Source organism: Streptomyces sp. NPDC051105 (assembly GCF_040682795.1).
Taxonomy (GTDB): domain Bacteria; phylum Actinomycetota; class Actinomycetes; order Streptomycetales; family Streptomycetaceae; genus Streptomyces.
Map to the genome: position 1 here is coordinate 33,797 of NZ_JBFBBR010000018.1, position 17,430 is coordinate 51,226.

The 17,430-nt window shown below is 70.7% G+C and carries 14 protein-coding genes and 1 pseudogene; 11 read left to right on the top strand and 4 right to left on the bottom strand.

Features of this window, described 5'->3' with window-relative positions; all coding sequences use genetic code 11:
• Nucleotides 1-4: 4 nt before the first annotated feature.
• Genes AB0N16_RS34385 through AB0N16_RS34405 form a run of 5 tightly spaced genes read left to right on the top strand, consistent with a single transcriptional unit; the run spans nt 5 to nt 5,375 of the window.
• Complete coding sequence (locus AB0N16_RS34385) at nt 5-1,303, top strand: hypothetical protein (protein WP_365803665.1); 1,299 nt, start codon at nt 5-7, stop codon at nt 1,301-1,303.
• Complete coding sequence (locus tag AB0N16_RS34390; RefSeq protein ID WP_365803667.1) at nt 1,300-2,247, top strand: glycosyltransferase family 2 protein; 948 nt, start codon at nt 1,300-1,302, stop codon at nt 2,245-2,247. The genes AB0N16_RS34385 and AB0N16_RS34390 overlap by 4 nt, the downstream gene beginning before the upstream one ends.
• On the top strand, nt 2,244-3,494 hold the full coding sequence (locus AB0N16_RS34395; protein ID WP_365803669.1) for a polysaccharide pyruvyl transferase family protein: 1,251 nt from the start codon (nt 2,244-2,246) through the stop codon (nt 3,492-3,494). The genes AB0N16_RS34390 and AB0N16_RS34395 overlap by 4 nt, the downstream gene beginning before the upstream one ends.
• The gene (rfbC, locus tag AB0N16_RS34400) at nt 3,491-4,042 is read left to right on the top strand and encodes a dTDP-4-dehydrorhamnose 3,5-epimerase (protein WP_365803671.1); all 552 of its coding nucleotides are present in this window, start codon (nt 3,491-3,493) and stop codon (nt 4,040-4,042) included. The genes AB0N16_RS34395 and rfbC overlap by 4 nt, the downstream gene beginning before the upstream one ends.
• Nucleotides 4,043-4,049: 7 nt before the next feature.
• Nucleotides 4,050-5,375, top strand: coding sequence for a glutamate-1-semialdehyde 2,1-aminomutase (locus AB0N16_RS34405; protein ID WP_365803673.1), 1,326 nt, complete (start codon nt 4,050-4,052; stop codon nt 5,373-5,375).
• Nucleotides 5,376-5,382: 7 nt separating this feature from the next.
• Here the strand turns inward: AB0N16_RS34405 and AB0N16_RS34410 are convergent, their stop codons facing one another.
• Both AB0N16_RS34410 and AB0N16_RS34415 read right to left on the bottom strand, forming a co-directional pair.
• Nucleotides 5,383-6,057: a phosphatase PAP2 family protein gene (locus AB0N16_RS34410; protein WP_365803675.1), complete on the bottom strand. Its 675-nt coding sequence runs from the start codon at nt 6,055-6,057 to the stop codon at nt 5,383-5,385.
• Between the two features lie 300 nt (nt 6,058-6,357).
• On the bottom strand, nt 6,358-10,017 hold the full coding sequence (locus AB0N16_RS34415) for a LamG-like jellyroll fold domain-containing protein (protein WP_365803677.1): 3,660 nt from the start codon (nt 10,015-10,017) through the stop codon (nt 6,358-6,360).
• A gap of 419 nt (nt 10,018-10,436) precedes the next feature.
• Between AB0N16_RS34415 and AB0N16_RS34420 the strand changes: the two genes are divergently transcribed.
• The 5 genes and pseudogenes from AB0N16_RS34420 (at nt 10,437) to AB0N16_RS34440 (ending at nt 14,913) form a co-directional block, all read left to right on the top strand.
• A complete protein-coding gene (locus AB0N16_RS34420) occupies nt 10,437-11,459 on the top strand; it encodes a LacI family DNA-binding transcriptional regulator (RefSeq protein WP_365803679.1) in 1,023 nt (340 codons plus the stop codon).
• A gap of 139 nt (nt 11,460-11,598) precedes the next feature.
• Nucleotides 11,599-11,796 (top strand): annotated as a pseudogene (locus AB0N16_RS34425) (sugar ABC transporter substrate-binding protein); the annotation flags it as partial.
• A gap of 44 nt (nt 11,797-11,840) precedes the next feature.
• On the top strand, nt 11,841-12,602 hold the full coding sequence (locus tag AB0N16_RS34430) for a carbohydrate ABC transporter permease (RefSeq protein WP_365803912.1): 762 nt from the start codon (nt 11,841-11,843) through the stop codon (nt 12,600-12,602).
• A 76-nt stretch (nt 12,603-12,678) separates the two neighbouring features.
• Nucleotides 12,679-14,418, top strand: coding sequence for a trehalase family glycosidase (locus AB0N16_RS34435; RefSeq protein ID WP_365803681.1), 1,740 nt, complete (start codon nt 12,679-12,681; stop codon nt 14,416-14,418).
• Between the two features lie 198 nt (nt 14,419-14,616).
• Complete coding sequence (locus tag AB0N16_RS34440) at nt 14,617-14,913, top strand: hypothetical protein (RefSeq protein WP_365803683.1); 297 nt, start codon at nt 14,617-14,619, stop codon at nt 14,911-14,913.
• A 283-nt stretch (nt 14,914-15,196) separates the two neighbouring features.
• Here the strand turns inward: AB0N16_RS34440 and AB0N16_RS34445 are convergent, their stop codons facing one another.
• Nucleotides 15,197-15,997: a maleylpyruvate isomerase family mycothiol-dependent enzyme gene (locus AB0N16_RS34445; protein WP_365803685.1), complete on the bottom strand. Its 801-nt coding sequence runs from the start codon at nt 15,995-15,997 to the stop codon at nt 15,197-15,199.
• A 296-nt stretch (nt 15,998-16,293) separates the two neighbouring features.
• On the opposite strand from AB0N16_RS34445, the gene AB0N16_RS34450 reads away from it, so the two are divergent.
• Nucleotides 16,294-16,512 carry a hypothetical protein gene (locus tag AB0N16_RS34450; RefSeq protein ID WP_365803687.1) on the top strand — a complete coding sequence of 73 codons (219 nt, stop codon included), beginning with the start codon at nt 16,294-16,296 and terminating at the stop codon, nt 16,510-16,512.
• Between the two features lie 37 nt (nt 16,513-16,549).
• Here the strand turns inward: AB0N16_RS34450 and AB0N16_RS34455 are convergent, their stop codons facing one another.
• Nucleotides 16,550-17,365 carry a hypothetical protein gene (locus AB0N16_RS34455; RefSeq protein WP_365803689.1) on the bottom strand — a complete coding sequence of 272 codons (816 nt, stop codon included), beginning with the start codon at nt 17,363-17,365 and terminating at the stop codon, nt 16,550-16,552.
• Nucleotides 17,366-17,430: the final 65 nt, after the last annotated feature.

Below are 17,430 nucleotides of genomic sequence, written 5' to 3' on the forward strand. Positions count from 1 at the left end.
GCCCATGACCACCCAGGGGGAGAATCCGCGGACGACGGCGCCACCGGCCCGGTCCGCCAGGCGGGCCCTCGTCGGCCGGCTGTCCTGGGGGCTGGCCGACCAGGCGGCCTCCAGCATCAGCAACTTCGCGGTGGGCATCTACGTGGCCCGCTCGCTGGGGGTGACCGCGTTCGGTGTGTTCAGCCTGGCCTGGGTGACCTACGGTGTGGTGCTCAACGTCTCCCGCGGCCTGGCCACCGACCCGCTCGTGGTGCGCTTCAGCGGCGTGCCGGACGCGTCCTGGCGCGGTGCGGTGGCCCGCTCGACGGGCACCGCGCTCGGCGTCGGCGCGGCCCTCGGCGTGGTGTGTCTGGCGGCCGGGTTCGGCCTCGGCGGCCGGGTGGGGCCCGCGTTCGCCGCCCTGGGCATCATGCTGCCGGGACTGCTCCTCCAGGACGCCTGGCGGTTCTCGTTCTTCGCCGCCGGCGCGGGGCGCAAGGCGTTCCTCAACGACATCGTGTGGGGCATCGCGCTCGTCCCGGCCATGGTGGTGGCGGCCCACGTGGACACCGTGGCCGCCTTCGTGCTCGCCTGGGGCGCGTCCGCCACGGTGGCCGCCGGCTACGGCTACCTCCAGTCCGGCATCCGGCCCCGCCTGACCGAGGCCCGCGGCTGGCTGCGCGAACAGCGCGACCTCGGCTACCGGTACCTGGTCGAGAACGTCAGTCTCAGCGGCGCCAGCCAGGTACGGGCGTACGGGCTCGGCGTGATCGTCGGAGTGAGCGCGGTGGGCGCGGTGCGGGGCGCCGAACTCCTGATGGGCCCGTTCCTCGCCGTGCTGATGGGGCTTTCGCTGGTCACCGTCCCGGAGGCGGCCCGGGTGCTGCGGCGGGCCCCGCACCAACTGGGCAGGTTCTGCCTCCTCCTCGGCGGGGGGCAGGCCGCCGGAGCACTGCTCTGGGGCTCGGCACTGCTTCTGATGCCGGGCCGGCTCGGCGAACTGGCGCTCGGTGACGTCTGGCACTCCTCCTCGCACCTCGTCGTGCAGATCACCCTGAGCGTCGCGGGAGCGGGCCTCGGCACCGGTGCGGCGGCCGGGCTGCGCGCGCTCGGCGCGGCCCGGCGCAGCCTGCGCTGCCAGCTGTTCGCCTCCGCCTGCTACGTCGGCGGCGGGCTCGGCGGGGCGGCCGTCGCCGGCACGGCCGGCTCGGCCTGGGGCGTCGCCGCCGCGACCCTCAGCGGCTCGGCCGTGTGGTGGCTGCAACTGCGGTCCGCCGTGCGCGAGCGCCACCGCCATCCCATCCCCGAAGTGAGGACCGCATGACCGACCGACCCAGGCTGAGCATCGGCCTGCCCGTGTACAACGGCGAGGAGTACCTGGCCGAGTCGTTCGACGCCTTGCTCGGCCAGACCTACGAGGACTTCGAACTGGTCGTCTCCGACAACGCGTCGACCGACGGGACCGAGGACATCTGCCGCAAGTACGCCGCGCAGGACTCCCGCATCCGGTACCACCGGCTGCCCCGGAACATCGGCGCCACCCCGAACCACAACCATGTCTTCGCCGAGTCGCGCGGCGAGCTGTTCAAGTGGGCCTCGCACGACGACCTCTACGGCCGCGACCTGCTGCGGCGCTGCGTCGAGGCGCTGGACGAGCGGCCGGACGTGATCCTCGCGCACACCGACCAGGCGGTCATCGACGGCGACGGCCAGGTGACGGTCCCCTACGAGTACACGCTTGCCACCGGCTCCCCGCACGCGCCGGAGCGCTTCCGCAGCCTGCTGTTCGAGCCGGGCGGCGACGACTTCTACGGGGTGATGCGGGCCGACATGCTGCGCAGGGTGAAACCGATGGACAGCTACCACCACGCGGACCGCACGTTCGTCGCCGAGATCACCCTGCACGGGCGCTTCCACCAGGTGCCGGAGCTGCTGTACTTCCGCCGCGACCATCCCACCCGCGCCGAGCGGGCGAACCCGTCCAAGCGCGCCCGGTGCGTCAACCTGGACCCGCGCCGGGCAGGCCTGCTGCACCCGACGCCCCGGCTGCTCGCGGAGTACGTCTGGGGCTTCGCCTCGGCGATCCGGCGGGCGCCGCTGTCCCCGGCCGACCGGCGCGCGTGCTACGGCCACCTGGCATCGTGGATGACCAGCCGGGTCCGGCCGGGTGCCGGTGAGCGGGTCGAGGACCGCGCCCCGGTCGACCCGGCCCTGCTCACGGTCTCCGTCGACGCCCTCGTCGCCGGTCGTCAGGGAGGGCAGTCATGACGTCGACGGACGAAACCCCGGTGCGGGTCGGGGTGTTCGGCCTGCTCGGCTCCGGCAACCTCGGCAACGACGGGTCGCTCGAAGCCGTCCTCGGGTACCTGCGCGCCGAGCACCCGGAGGCGGTCGTGGACGCGCTGTGCGGCGGGCCCGAGGCCGTGACGGCACGGTTCGGGATCCCCGCCACACGGCTGCACTGGAACCGCGCGGAGTACCGGACCGCCTCACGTGCGGGCGCGATCGCCGCGAAGGGACTTGGCAAACTCGTCGACGTCTTCCGCACCGCCGCCTGGGTGCGCCGGCACGACGTGGTGATCGTGCCGGGCATGGGCGTCCTGGAGGCGACCCTGCCGTTGCGGCCCTGGGGCTTCCCGTACTCGCTGTTCCTGCTCTGCGCGAGCGGCCGGCTGCTGGGCACCCGGGTCGCGCTGGTCAGCGTCGGCGCCGCCGAGATCCGCAACCGTCCCACCCGGGCCCTGGTCCGCTGGTCGGGGCGGCTGGCCGCTTACCGGTCCTACCGGGACGCCCAATCCAGGGACGCGATGCGGGCCATGGGCGTGGACACCGCGCACGACGAGGTCTACCCGGATCTGGCGTTCGCCCTGCCGACACCGCCGGCGAGCGCGCCCTCGACCTCGCCGGGCCCGGTCTGCCTCGGTGTCATGGACTTCCACGGCGGCAACGACGACCGCGCCCGGGCCGACGAGATCTACCGGCGCTACCTCGACGGCACGATCCGGTTCGTCCGCGTGCTGGTCGAGGAGGGCCGTCCGGTCCGGCTGCTCACCGGCGACGAGTGCGATGCCTCGGTGGTCGCCGCGATCCTCGACGCCGTGGACTCACCGCTGGTCACCGCCGCCGAACCGGCCTCACTGGCCGACCTGATGAAGGAGATGGCGGCCGCCGACACCGTGGTGGCGGTCCGCTACCACAACCTGATCTGCGCGCTGAAGACCGGTACGCCGGTGCTCGCCCTCAGCTATGCGGCGAAGAGCGACGCGCTCATGGCCCGGATGGGCCTCGGCGCTTACTGCCACCCGGCCCGCGAGGTCGACGCCGACCGGCTGCTGGAGCAGTTCCGGGCGCTGGAGAAGCGGTCGGCCGAACTGCGGGGGACCCTCGCCGAGCGGAACCTGGCCGCCGCCCGGCAACTCGACGACCAGTTCACCGCCCTGACCGCGGCCCTGTTCCCGGCGACCGCCCACGACCATGCCCACACCCACGCCCGTCCTCGGCAGGAGTCTCCATGAAAGCGACCGAAGTCCCGGAGATCGCCGGCGCGTACCTGTTCGAGCCGACGCCGTACGCCGACGAGCGCGGCTTCTTCTGCCGCACCTTCGACGCCGACGTGGTCCGCTCGGTGGGCCTCGACCCGCACGCCTTCGTCCAGGACAGCGTGTCCCGCTCGGTCCGGGGCGTGCTGCGCGGCCTGCACCTGCGCTCCGGCGCCGGCGAGGCCAAGCTGGTGCGGTGCTCGTACGGACGGATCTTCGACGTCGTGGTGGACCTGCGCCCGGACTCGCCGACCTACCTGAGCCGGGCCTCCTTCGAGCTGTCCGGCGAGACACAGACAACTCTGTACATCCCGGCGGGGTGTGCGCACGGCTTCCAGGCACTGACCGAGACCGCCGACACGTCCTACCGGATCGACCGCCCGCACGATCCGGCCGAGGACGTCACGATCGCCTTCGACGACCCGGAGCTCGCCATTCCGTGGCCGCTGCCGGCCGCACTGATGTCCCGACGGGACCGGGAGGCGCCGAGCCTCGCCGAGGTCCTGAAGCACAGAGAAAGCTGAGGTCCCCGTGGACACCGAAGAGCTCGACCTGCCCCTGTCGCGGACAGCCAACGAGCGGCTGCACGCCATGATCCCCGGGGGCGCGCACACCTACGCCAAGGGCGACGACCAGTACCCCGAGAACCTGGCCCCGGTCATCAGCCACGGCAACGGTGCCCACGTGTGGGACGTCGACGGCAACCGCTACATCGAGTACGGCTCCGGCCTGCGGTCGGTCAGCCTCGGCCACGCGCACCCACGCGTGCTCGAGGCGGTGCGGCGAGAACTCGGCCGCGGCAGCAACTTCGTCCGGCCGTCCATCGTGGAGGTCGAGGCCGCGGAACGCTTCCTGGCCACGGTGCCGACCGCCGAGATGGTGAAGTTCGCGAAGAACGGCTCCGACGCCACCACCGCCGCGGTGCGCCTCGCCCGCGCCGCCACCGGACGCCCGCGGGTGGCCCTCTGCGCCGACCATCCGTTCTTCTCCGTCGACGACTGGTTCATCGGCACCACACCGATGTCCGCAGGCATCCCGGCGGCGACCAGCGAGCTCACCGTGTCCTTCCCCTATGGCGACCTGGCCGCCACGGAGGAACTGCTCACCCGCTACCCGGACGAGATCGCCTGCCTGATCCTGGAACCCGCCACCCACACCGAGCCGCCGCCCGGGTACCTGGCCGGCCTGCGCGAACTGGCCGACCGGCACGGCTGCGTACTGGTCTTCGACGAGATGATCACCGGCTTCCGCTGGTCCGAGGCGGGTGCCCAGGGCCTGTACGGCGTCGTCCCCGACCTCTCCACGTTCGGCAAGGCGCTGGGCAACGGATTCGCCATCTCCGCGCTGGCCGGGCGCCGGGACCTGATGGAGCGGGGCGGACAGCGTGGCACCGGCGACCGGGTGTTCCTGCTGTCCACCACGCACGGTGCGGAAACGCACTCACTGGCAGCCGCGATGGCGGTGCAGACCACTTACGTCGAGGAGGGCGTCACCGCGCGGCTGCACGCCCTCGGCGAGCGGCTGGCCGCCGGTGTCCGCGACGCCGCGGCCGCCATGGGCGTCGGCGACCACGTCGTCGTCCGGGGCCGGGCCAGCAACTTGGTGTTCGCCACCCTCGACGAGAACCTGCGGCCGTCGCAGGAGTACCGCACCCTGTTCCTGCGCCGGCTCCTCGCGGGCGGTGTGCTCGCCCCGTCGTTCGTGGTGAGCAGCGCACTCGACGACACGGACATCGACCGCACCATCGACGTGGTGGCCCAGGCATGCGGGGTGTACCGGAAGGCACTGGACGCCGCCGATCCCACCCCCTGGCTGGCCGGGCGAGCGGTGAAGCCCGTATTCCGCCGCTTGGCGTGACGTGACGTCAGCGGCGCTCCCGCCGACCGGCGTCGGCCGGCGGCAGCGCCGTCCGGTCGGTCATGTGGTCGGCCGTCCGGTCGACCAGCCACGCGGTCGCCGGTACCACCGCCAGCGCGGTGCACCAGCCGCCGAGGGCGTCGGTCGGGTAGTGCGCGCCCAGGCGGACCTCCGCCCAGCCCATGGTGGCGCCGGCGACCAGCGCCGCGGCGAGCACGAGGGACATGCCCGCCTTCCCGCCGAGGCCGAGCCGACCGGTCGCGAGCAGCGCGGCCATGAGGGCGAGCGCGGTGAAGAAGGCGGTGTGCCCACTCGGGTAGGACAGGTTGCCGTCGCCGTGGATGGTGCGTCCCACCAGGTGCTTGAGCAGCGTGGTGGTCCCCACGGTGAGGCCGGCGCCGGCCACGACGAGCACCGCCGCACGGGGACGCCGAAGCAGCAGGCAGCCCGCCGCACCGGCCACGATCAGCATCGTCGATCCCGCGGGTTCTCCCAAGAAGTCCAGGGCCAGAGCGACGTGCCGCCACGGCGGCCGCACACTGTCCGCCGTCGGCCGGATGATCCATCCGTCCACCCTGCTGGGCTCGCCGTGGCCGGCGTACAGGACCCCGAGTACGAAGACCACCAGTGTGGCGAGCGCCGCGACCAGACCGAGCCACACCCGCAGCGACGGGGGCAGCATCGCGCGCGCCGCTCCTGCCAGGCGATCCAACGCGAGCCCCCCGTTGTGTCCGACCCACCCTCCAGCGACCACAACCGCCGCGCGTCAGGCTCTGGTTTTCACCCTAACCAACAATCCGCGAACACATACGAGCAGTGCCAGAACAACCCCGCGGTGCCCGGAGGGGCAGAGCTCCCACCGGGCAACCGACTCGAGGCTCTAGAAGAACCCGAGCTTCTTCGGGCTGTAGGAAGTGAGGATGTTCTTCGTCTGCTGGTGGTACAGCCGTTGCATGCCCTTCAGTGCCGGTGGTCAGTCACCTCATCGCACCTCGCGCGCGTACGGCGTGACGGTGATCCGGTCGATCAGCGGCGCGTAGCGGGAGCGGAGCAGCACTCCGGGGAAGGTGTCCGAGGCGTAGGTGGTGCCGTCGAAGTCGGGCAGTTCCTCGGAGCGGAAGGCGATCGTGTTCTGTCCCTTCTTCAGGTGGACGGGGACGGTCAGCTCCCAGAAGTTGTTCTGGTGGAAGGTGTGGGGGAAACCGACGCGGTGTACCTCGCCGTCGTTGACGGTGATGTCGGCGTGGCGGGCGAGCGGGTCCGGGTTGTAGTGGGTGGCCTCGGACTGCTCGGGGTTGGAGTAGCGGATGCGCAGCGAGTACAGGCCGGCCTTGTCCGCGGCCACCGTGAACGTCGCGGTGTTGCCGTTGCCCGGGTCGCCGCCGATCCCGGTGATCGCCGTGCCGTCGGTGGCCAGGGACAGCGGGGTCAGCGTGGCCGTGCCCGCGAGCCTGGCGTCCTGCGCCTCGTACGTACGCGACCTGAGGGTGCCGTCGGTGGGCGTGACCGTCAGCCGGTCGACGAGCGTGGTGCCTGAACCGCCTGTCACCGTCACCTTGTTGATGCCGCCCGAGAGGGAGACGGCCACCGCGTGCCTGGACTTGGTGACGTGCAGGGCGTCGTGCCCGTTGACGGCGAGCCGGGCGTCCGCGCCGCCGAGGGTGTCGACGCTGAGGGTGGCCTCGCGGTCGGCGGCGGAGTAGACCCAGAACGTGGCCGTCTGGTGCTTCGCGACCCGGACCGCGCCGGAGCCGGTGGCGGGGGCCGGGGTGTGCTTCGGCAGGTCGTAGACGGGGCGGGCCCCACCGCTCGTCCAGGCCAGCTCGCCCTCGTAGACCTCGGTGGCCGCCGACGCGTCCGGCAGGGACAGCGTGAGTCGGTCGACGATGGCGTCGCCCTTGGTGGCGCGCCTGCCGTCGACGCTCCTCGCGGCGAGTGTCAGGGTGTGCCTGCCCTTGGTGAGGCGCACCGTGGTGTCGGTGTGGTCCCACACCACCCACTTGTAGCCGAGCGGCAGGTACAGCTCCTGCTCGCCCGCCGCCTGGCCGTCCACCCGCAGGAAGACGTTGGTGGGTCCCTGTTCCTTCACCTTGTCGAAGGTGTTGAGGGAGTTGGCGAAGACGCTCAGGTCGTAGGTGCCGTCCTCGGGCACGTCCACGGGGAAGTCCAGCGTGACGTCCGAGCCCGTGCGCAGGCCGCCCACGTCGTAGCCGCCGGAGGTGTAGAACTTCGACACGTCGCTGGTCGACCCCTCCGGGCCGTTCCTCGAATAGCCCGACCCGGTGTGGGCGGCGTCCTCCGCCTCGTACGATCCCTGCCAGCGCACCGGCGCTGACCGGGTGCCCCGTGCCGTGCCGGCCGGGCTGAGGACGATCTCGTACGCCGAGGACTCCTTCAGCTTCGGCAGCGTGCCGTCGCCGAAGTCGACGACGGCCTTCCCGTCATCACCGACCTTCAGGTCGGTCTCCGTCAGCAGCTTCGGACCGGAGTTGTCGCCGACCTGCCCGCTCCAGTCGATCTCGCTCACCCAGGCGTGGACGCTGTCCCCGAAGACCTTCCTGGGCAGGTTGTCGAAGGTGATGTGCCCCTTCCCGGTGGACCCGCCGAAGATCAGCCGGGACTGCTTCTTCTCCTCGTCGAGTGTGGCCACTCCCTGCATGGTGTAGTTCTGGCTCGGGAACGGCGGTGTCACGTTCACCGTGTGCCCGCTCATCGAGGCGTAGGAGTGCAGCAGCCACCACTGGCCGTTGCCGCGGTTGGACTGCACCGCGGAGTCGGAGAGGTTGCCGTCGATGTTCCAGTACGCGATGTCGGCGTCCACCTTGGACTCCTCGATCGCGGACACCCACTGGATCATCTGGCCGGGGACGGAGGTGTGGTAGTTGAAGGCGTACTCGTTGATGTTGACGGGCAGTCGGGTGCCCTCCCGGTCGGTACCCCTGAACAGGTCCTGCTCCCACGCCCGGTACCTGGCGACGTTCTGGCGCACCGCCTCCGGGTGGCTCAGCTCGTGCCAGGTGATGACGTCGGGGAGGGTGCCGGCGGCCAGCGCGTGCGTGAGGAAGCCCTTGACATGGTCGAACAGGACGCTGGTGTTGGGGCCGGCGATGCGGGCGTCGGGCATCCTGCCTTTGATGAGCTTGCAGGCGGAGTCCCAGGCGGCGAAGAAGTCCTTCGGGTCGGTCAGCCAGCTGACCTTGTCGTAGCTCCACTCGCCGGTTCCGAACATGTTGCCCTCGGGCTCGTTGAACGGCACGAAGACGATGTTGTCCCGGTACTGCTGCGGCAGTTGCAGGACCTGGTCGACCTGCTCGGCGAGCTTCTCCTCGTAGAGCTTGAGCTTCTCCTGCGGAGTCCCGCCCGGCCACTCGTAGGGGAAGCCGCGGTTGATGTCGGTCATGTAGATGTACACGTCGCCGTCGGTGGCGTCGGCCAGCGGCTTGACCACGTCCAGCGCGTCCGCGCCGGGGTGCTGCGGGCCGTCCTGCGCCTTGGTGGAGATCGTGCGCAGGCCCATGCCCTCGATGAGGTTGCTGGTGGGGACGTCCGGGCCGTACACGCCGTAGAGCGTGCCGGAGGCGCCGCCGTGGAAGGTGCCGGTGTCCGAGCCGAGGTCGACGGTGAGGGCCCCCTCGCGCACCACGGTGACCGTTGCCCGCACGGTCTGCCCGGACGCGGTTCCGGTCACGGTGAAGGTGCCCGGCCGGGCGTACCTCTCGGGTGGTACGGCGTCCCAGGTGATCGGCGTGTCGCGGTCGTAGCCGTCGGAGAAGGCGGCGCGGACCGTGGCGGGCAGGGACGGGGCGCTCCCGGTCGTCGTACGGACCTCGAACGACGTCTGCGAGAGTTGGACGAGGGTGGGCACGGCCCCGACCGTACCGGCCACCTGCTCCGCAGTGAGCGCCGAGTGCCAGACCGTGAAATCGTCGATCGTGCCCTTGAGCAGCGGGTCCTGGTAGAAGGACTTCCCGATGTAGCCGGCCGCGGTGGCCGAACCGTCCAGCAGGTCCTTGGCCCTGACGGTCGTCGCGGCGGAGGAGACGGCGACGCCGTCGAGGTAGGTGGTGACCCGTTGGGCGGCGGTGTCGAGGGTGACGGTGACCGTCCGCCAGCCGTCGGCGGGCAGCGGTGCGTAGCCGGAGACCTGTGCCTCCGCGCCGCCGCCGCCGGTGGTCACGGCGGTGCGCAGCACGCTGCCGTTGGACGGCGTGGTGAACAAGTACGTGCTGGTGTCGGTGCCCAGGTCGAAGATCCGTTGCCAGGCCGACTTGTCGTCGCCCCACTTCACGCGGGCCGAGACCGTCAAGTCGCTCGCGTCGCCGAGGACTTCCCGGGGCAGGCGGACGTACGCCCCGTCGGAGGTGGGTGCCCCGCCGGGCAGGGACAGCGCCCTGCCGCCGTCCGCGCCCGCGACCGACTCGGCGGTGGCGGCATTGACTAGGGTCGCCGTCAGACCGTTGCCGGAGCTGTCGGTGATCCTGCCGGAGGCGAGGTCGTCCTGGTCGAAGGTGTAGTGGGCGGTGGGCTGGGGAACGCCGGCCGCCTGTGCGGGCACGGCCGGAGCGGCCAGCAGGCCCGCGCCGAGGGTCAGCGCCACTGCGGCCGCGGCCCGGCGCCGGGCGGATCTGTCAGCGGATGGCATGGATCGCGTCCTCAATCCTCGTGTATCGGCGTAATGGTGTGTCGACATGCATCGAACCGGTTCGATCCAGAGCTCGCGGTAGCAGGAGAAGTCGCCCGGTCGGCGGGAGGGCGGGCCCTTCGGTTCCAGCGGAGGTGCGGAACCGCCTTGCGGTCGCCGGAAGGATCACTTCATCGAACCGGTTCGGGGAAGCTAGCACCATGGAATCCTGACCCTCAATCCCCCGAGCGAAAACCGGACCTTCTACCGGATATGAAAGTCTCGTCGAGGGTGTTGACAGTGGATGCCCCCGTTTCTACGTTCACTTCACGCGAACCGGTTCGACGATCGGATCCGCGTCACGTTCCACCACCCACTCTCGTGAGCCGACGAGTACTCTCTCCGCCGAGAAGTCGAACCGGTTCGAGCTAGGAGCCGCCGTGAACATCGGTGAGATCGCCCGACGGGCCGGTGTCTCGCGGAGCACCGTGTCGTACGCGCTGAGCGGCAAGCGCCCGGTCTCGGACGACACGCGCCGGAAGATCCAGCAGGTCATCGACGAGTTGGGCTACCGCCCGAACGCGAGCGCCCGGGCCCTTGCCAACGGCCGCACCAACACGATCGGGCTGGTGTTCCCGCCGGCCGGCAACCACTACACCGGGATGCAGCTGGATTTCATCGGCAGTGTGGTGGAGGCCGCCGCGGCTCACGACTACGACGTACTGCTGTCCCCGAGCGGCGTGGACAGCGACCGCTCCTTCCAGCGGCTGCTGGGGGAGCGGCGCGTCGACGGCGCGATCCTGATGGAGATCAGGCTGGCGGACGACCGGGCCGACCACCTGGCAGAGCTGGGCTTCCCGGCCGTCGCCATCGGCCGCACCGCCCACCCGGAAGGTGGCTGGTGGGTCGGCCTGGACCACACCGCCCTGGCGGCGGCGTGCGTCCACCACCTGGCGGACCTCGGCCATCGCCGGATCGCCTTCGTCAACCGGCCCGAGCAGCTGCTGCGGGCCGGGTACGAGTCCGCGCACCGCGGCCTCGACGGCTTCACCAAGGCCGCGGCCGAGCGCGGTCTGACCGTGCGGACGTACTGCTGCGGGGACGACGCGGCCTCCGGCCAGGCCTGTATGGAAGAGATCCTGCGCGACGAGCCGGCCACCACCGGTCTGGTCACGCTGAACGAGGCCGCGCTGGGCGGCCTCTACCGGGGGCTCGCCCAGGCGGGCCGCCATGTGCCGCGTGACTTCTCCGTCACCGGGGTCGTCGCCGGCCGGTGGGCCGAGACGGTGACCCCACAGCTCACCGCCGCCGACGTACCGGCGGAGGAGATGGGCCGGCGCGCCGTCGACCTGCTGGTGGAGCGCCTCGACCATCCCGACGCACCGCCGCGGCACCACCTCCTCGCCCCGCCGATCTCCCTGCGGGCCAGTACCGGACCCGCCGGGACCGGCACCGCGCTGTGACCGCACCCGCGTAGCTCTGCTCCTCGACCCTTCACCTCACGGTCGCCCGAACGGTCCGCAAGTGCCGTTCGCCGTGCCCGCCACTCCTCACCGCCCCCTGCCTCGGCACCGGCATGCCCAGAACAAAGGAACCCTCACGATGAACAGCACCTCCAGACAGCGCCGTCTGACCGCCGCAGCCGTCACCGCCCTCGCGGTGGCCGTCACCGCCACCGCCTGCTCCTCCGGCTCCGGCAGCAGCGACAGCAACGGCGCCGGCGGCGGCACGTACACGATCTGGGACCCCTACCCGCAGTTCGACAAGACCTCGGACTGGGAGAAGCTGCTGGACCAGTGCATACCTGGGTGAAGACCGCGATCGGCGTGGTGCTGACCGGGATCATGCTCTTCCCGGTCTACTGGATGGTCAACGTCTCCCTCACCCGCGACCAGGACATGCGCAAGAGCCCGCCAGACATGCTGCCGCTGCACGGCACCCTGGCCGGCTACCGCACCGTCCTCGACGAGCAGTTGCCCTACCTCGGCACCAGCCTCGTCATCGGTCTGGGCACCGTCGTCCTGTCCGTCGCCCTGTCCGCCCCGGCCGGTTACGCGCTTGCCAAGCTGCGCCCGCGCGGCGGCGGCATCCTCAGCTTCGTCCTGTTGGCCGCCCAGATGATCCCCGGCATCATCATGGCGATGGGCTTCTACGCCGTCTACCTGCAGCTCGGCCTGCTCCAGTCGGTCCCCGGCCTGATCGTCGCCGACTCGACCCTGGCCGTGCCGTTCGCGGTGCTGATCTTCACGGCGTTCATGTCCGGCATCCCCGGCGAACTCCTCCAGGCCGCGCAGGTGGACGGAGCGAAGGCCCTGCGCACCTTCTGGTCAGTCGTGCTGCCGATGAGCCTAAATGCCGTCGTCACCGTCTCTCTGTTCGCGTTCCTGTGGGCCTGGTCCGATTTCGTCTTCGCCAGCACCCTGGTCAACGGCGGCGCCCACGAGCCGATCACCCTCGGCATCTACCACTACATCGGCAACAACAACCAGCAGTGGAACGCGATCATGGCCACCGCCGTGCTGGCCTCGTTTCCGGCCGCCGTGATCCTCGTCCTCGCCCAGCGGTATGTCGCCGCCGGGGTGACCGCCGGCGCTGTCAAGGACTGAACCGCCCAACCCGCCAGCACGACCGGTCAGTCGCCAGTCCGCTGCTGCCCCTGCTCCAGAAACGAGTCACGCCACCATGACCGCCGCCCCACCCGGCCCGGCCTTCTCCGTCCACGACATCCCGTTCAGCACCTACGGATCCTGGTTCGACATCTCACCCGTGGTAGCGGAGAAGACACACGCCGAGGACCTCCACCTCGTGTCGCACCAAAACGGCATGCACGGAGTCCTGCGCCTGGTCCCCCTGAACACCACGGCTGAGGGCGACCGTGCCGAGGCTCGCGTCGTGGCGACACCGGGCCTGCTCAGCTGGATCGGCGAGAACGGGCGCGTCGACCTCGCCTACGAGTCGCCGGAGATCGTACGCCTGCGGGGCAGCGGCCTTGGCATCGGCGTCTTCGCCGCCGCCAAGGACCTGACCCCGTTCAGCGGAACGTACTTCTTCCACGACCCGGCGGCGGACGCGCACGTGTTCACGTCGTACGAGACCGGGCGCCGCTACCGGGTCACCGTGTTGTCCGGCACCCTCGCCGAGGTGGCCGGAGCACAGGCCCTGGGTAGCGTTGACCGCGGTGTCGGCGTGACGGCGGACGCGGACGGGACCTGGGAGATCGCGATCGGCGAACTCGACGCCGCGCGGCCGCCGTACGTGACCTCCGGGACCTTCGACGACGTCGTGGAGTCCGCACGGCGTGCGTTCGCGGACTTCGTGGACGCGGTGGCACCCTGGCGTTCGGCCGCCACGCCGGCGGCCGAACTCGCCGCCTACGTGGTCTGGTCGGCGACAGTACGGCCGGCCGGCCTGGTCACCCGGCCCGCCGTGCTGATGTCCAAGCACTGGATGGACAAGGTCTGGAGCTGGGACCACTGCTTCAACGCCCTTGCTCTGGGCCGTGGTTGTCCCGAACTCGCCCTGGACCAGTTCGCCCTGCCCTTCGACCACCAGGACGACAGCGGCGCCCTGCCCGACTCGGTCACCCACTCCGAGGTTCTGTACAACTTCGTCAAGCCGCCCATCCACGGCTGGGCCTTCGGCCGCCTCCGCCGGCTCCTGCCAGTACCTCCCGACCAGGAGCAACTGACCCAAGTTTATGACCGGTTGGAGCGCTGGACCGCCTTCTGGCTCACCGCGCGACGGGCCCCCGGCACCGAACTGGCCCACTACCAGCACGGCAACGACAGCGGATGGGACAACGCCACCACTTTCGACCCCGAGCGCGTGGTCGTCACCGCCGACCTGGCCGCCTTCCTCGTGCTCCAACTGCACGAACTCGCCCAGTTGGCCGAGGAGCTGGGCAAGGAGGATGTGGCACGCCGTTGGACGGCCGCAGCTGAGAGGACACAGACCGCACTGCTCGACGAGCTCTGGACCGGAGAGCGGTTCGTCGCCCGGGGAGTCGCCAGTGGGGGCACCTGGAGCAGCGCCAGCCTCCTAGACCTGATGGCCATCGCGCTGGGCGAGCACCTGCCCGACGAGATCAGCAGCGCGCTGGCCGACCGCATCAAGGCCCACCTCACCCCGTACGGGCTGGCCACCGAACTGACCACTTCGCCGCACTACCTCCCCGACGGCTACTGGCGCGGCCCGATCTGGGCCCCGGCCACCGTCCTCGTCGAGGACGGCCTGCGCCGCGCCGGACACCACCGGCTGGCCGACGACGTCAGCGCCCGCTTCCGCGCCCTGTGCGAGACCCACGGCTTCGCCGAGAACTTCGATGCCCTCACCGGAACGGGCCTGCGCGAGCGCGCCTACACCTGGACCGCCAGCTGCTACCTCCTCCTCGCGGAAGCGCACGCACACCGAGACGGCCACTGACCGGCCGCCTCCGACACAGTCCCGGGGCCGGACCGGCCCGGGTCTCTCTCCTTCCCCCCAGGAGCCGCACAGTGAAGCCGTTGACAGCAGTCCCCGAAACCACATACCGCACCAGACGCCGGGCGTCGCCTCACAGACCCAGTACCTGCAGATGTGGTCGCGTTTCTACGCCAAGGTGCGCGCCGCGTTCCCCAACAGGTGATCGTCGGCCCCAGCGTCGCCGGCCAGCCGAACTCGTCCTACGCCTGGTGGACGACGTATCTGAACTACGTCAAGGCCAACAACGTCGGCCCCGACATCTACAGCTGGCACGACGACCCCGGTGACCCGGTCACCGACGTGGGCCGCGCCAACTCGACCATCTCCGCGGCAGGCCTGACGAACACCCGCCCCAATCCTCCGGTGTGTGCAGTCCGGGTTCCGGCCCGCGTAGTGGGGGCGAGACGAGTTCGGCCGGTTGAGGCCGCCTACCGCCCCGTGGGGAGCGGTGGTTGACATGCCGGCCCGGGTTGTTGATCGGAACGGAGACCTCGATTCGGCTCCGGGGAGTGTGACGAGGGGGTCGGGGCGCGAGCTGCGGGTGGTGGCGGATGGATCAGCCGGTGTGGGTGACCCCTTTGAGGAATGAGCTGAGACTGAGCCGCGTGCTGTCGTAATCGGCGGCCGGACCGGCGGGGAGTCGGCCCAGGCGGTCCCGGGTGGGGGCGATGACGGTGTCGACAGCGCGTTTCGCGGCTCGGATCGCGGCCGGTGGGCGGCCAACCGCCCCCGCTACGTCCTACTTCTCCTCCGGCTCCCAGGCGCGGAGCAGGTCGAGCAGCCCTGCGTCTCCGTCAACGTGCAAGGTGTCGGCCTGGATCCGGTCGTACAGGTAGAGGACCAGCTCACTGGCCGTGCCGTGGACGGAGGCGCCGGCTGCGTCCGAGTCCTCGCCGGTCGCGGCGGTGGGCGCGGGGATGCGGGTGGTGCGTGCGCCGTCGCCGTCGACGGTGAGGCGCCAGGAGCGGCCCTCGGCGGCGTGGAAGTCGAAGGCCGTGGGCTTGTGGGGCCAGGCACTCGGCGTTGCGCAGACGGTGAAGAGGAACTCCTCCACACCGTCGAGTGCCAGCTCGACCGGCAGCGGCTGCGGGGTGCCCGCGGCGAGCTGGGCGTCGTAGGTGTGCACCGCGGTCTCCTGGACCCGGTGCCGGGCGGTGCCGCCGGCGGTCTGCGGTGACTGCGACGCGGGCCACCACGTCCAGCAACCGCTCTCCGGTCCCGCCGCGCGCAGGGCGCCCAGCAGAAGCTGCGTCGACCCGTCCAGCCAGGCCAGCAGGGCCTCACGCTCCTGCGGCACTTCCAGCGCGGCGCGCGCGGCGACGGCCTCGGCTGGCGGCGCGTCGGCGGCCCCCGCGCCGACGATGGCGGCCCAGAAGCGGTCGCCCCCGCCCAGGTGCTTCACCAGATCGAACAGCGTCCACCCAGGGCAGGTCGGCACCTGTGCGTCGAGATCGGGCGCGGCGGCGACCACGGCGCGGAAGGCGGTCGACCGTTCATCGATCAGTCGCAACAGGTCGGGGAACTCAAGATTCTCTTCCACGCCGGATGTCTATCACCGTGCTCCGGTGATCGGACAGCGATTTTCCCAGTCGCCGCCGGTTGGCCATTGCGGACGTCCTCGCCTCCCACCGCTGGGGTGACAAGCTGCGCACTGCTGCGAGGACGCTGGTGGTGGCGGTACACCAGGCGTCGTGCCTGTGGGCGCTCTGGCCTCGCCGCGCGGCCTGGCACCTCGCCGACGTGACGTCCACCTGGTGCGCGCGGTCATGCTGCCGCTCGATGTGATGGACGCGGAGGTCACGACGGCGGGGGAGGACCGGTCGGGTTGGAGTTCAGGTGACTCCCGTTCGACCAGCACTCCTCACCGCCGCCCAGGTCCGCCGGGTGGTCGAGGACCTCATCGACACGGGCCGCTGGAAGGCGGGCGACCGTGACAGGCCCGGCCCCGGCAGACCGCCCGGCTCGAAAGACCGACACCCCGCCACCCGCTACGACGTCGGCAAAACAGCCAGACGGCCCGAGACCATCAAGGAACGTGACCAGGTCAGATCCTGACGAGGGTCGTGCGAGATTCCAATTTCGACTCCACGGGTCAGGTCGCGGTGGGGATGTAGCGTGTTGCTGCGAGCTTGGCAATCGTCCGAAGGTTCGCGAAGTAGGAGGCGCAGTAAGCCGAGTTGATCAGGGGAACGACCTCGTCGAGGTCGGCGATGCACGACCAGAGGTTGGCGATGCCGTGGTCGTCGAGCCCGCCGTTCAGTTCCCTCTGGATGAGGCCGGCGACGTCGGCGTCCAAGAGGACCAGCTCCACACCCTCGATGTCCACGCCGCGGAAGCCGTCGGGGAACAGGGCGCGCCGATGTTCCTCCGACAGCCGGGCGAGCCGGTCTTCAGGCTGCGCTCCGCTCATGCGGACGGCCGTCGTCTCTGCCGCGGACGATGGGCGAACGAGCAGGGAGATCGCATCGCAGACAGCACGCACCATTGCGACGGCTTGGGCCTGTGGGAGAGCGGCACTTGTCACGGAGCCCTGTGTGAGCCGGTCTCGCAGCAGCCGGCTGCGGTCGAGTTCGGTGGCGAGGCCAGCCGTGATGAGCCCCGCATCGGAGGCCCGCTCAATCAGGTGCCCGAGTGGCTTGTCGATGGCCAGACGCTCGGCGAGGACGTTCTCCAGGGCGAACAGGGAATGCGTGACGGCGACGGTGGCGAACTCGTATCGATAGTAGGAGTGTCGGATCAGCTCGCGAGACGTTTCCAGCGCGCTCATGACGTACATCGACGCGCCGTTGGGCAGAACGAGGTCGGCCACCAGAGCGTGCATGCCCGCATAGTCGAGGACGACGTCGCGGGTACGCGGGTCCTGTACCGGCAGAGGGAACGGGCCGGGCAACGGCGGCAAGGTGCTCACCAGTGCAGTCTTGTCACCTGAAGGTCTCGGTGCCAACGGATTTGTTCGGGGCGGTTGGCGATCCG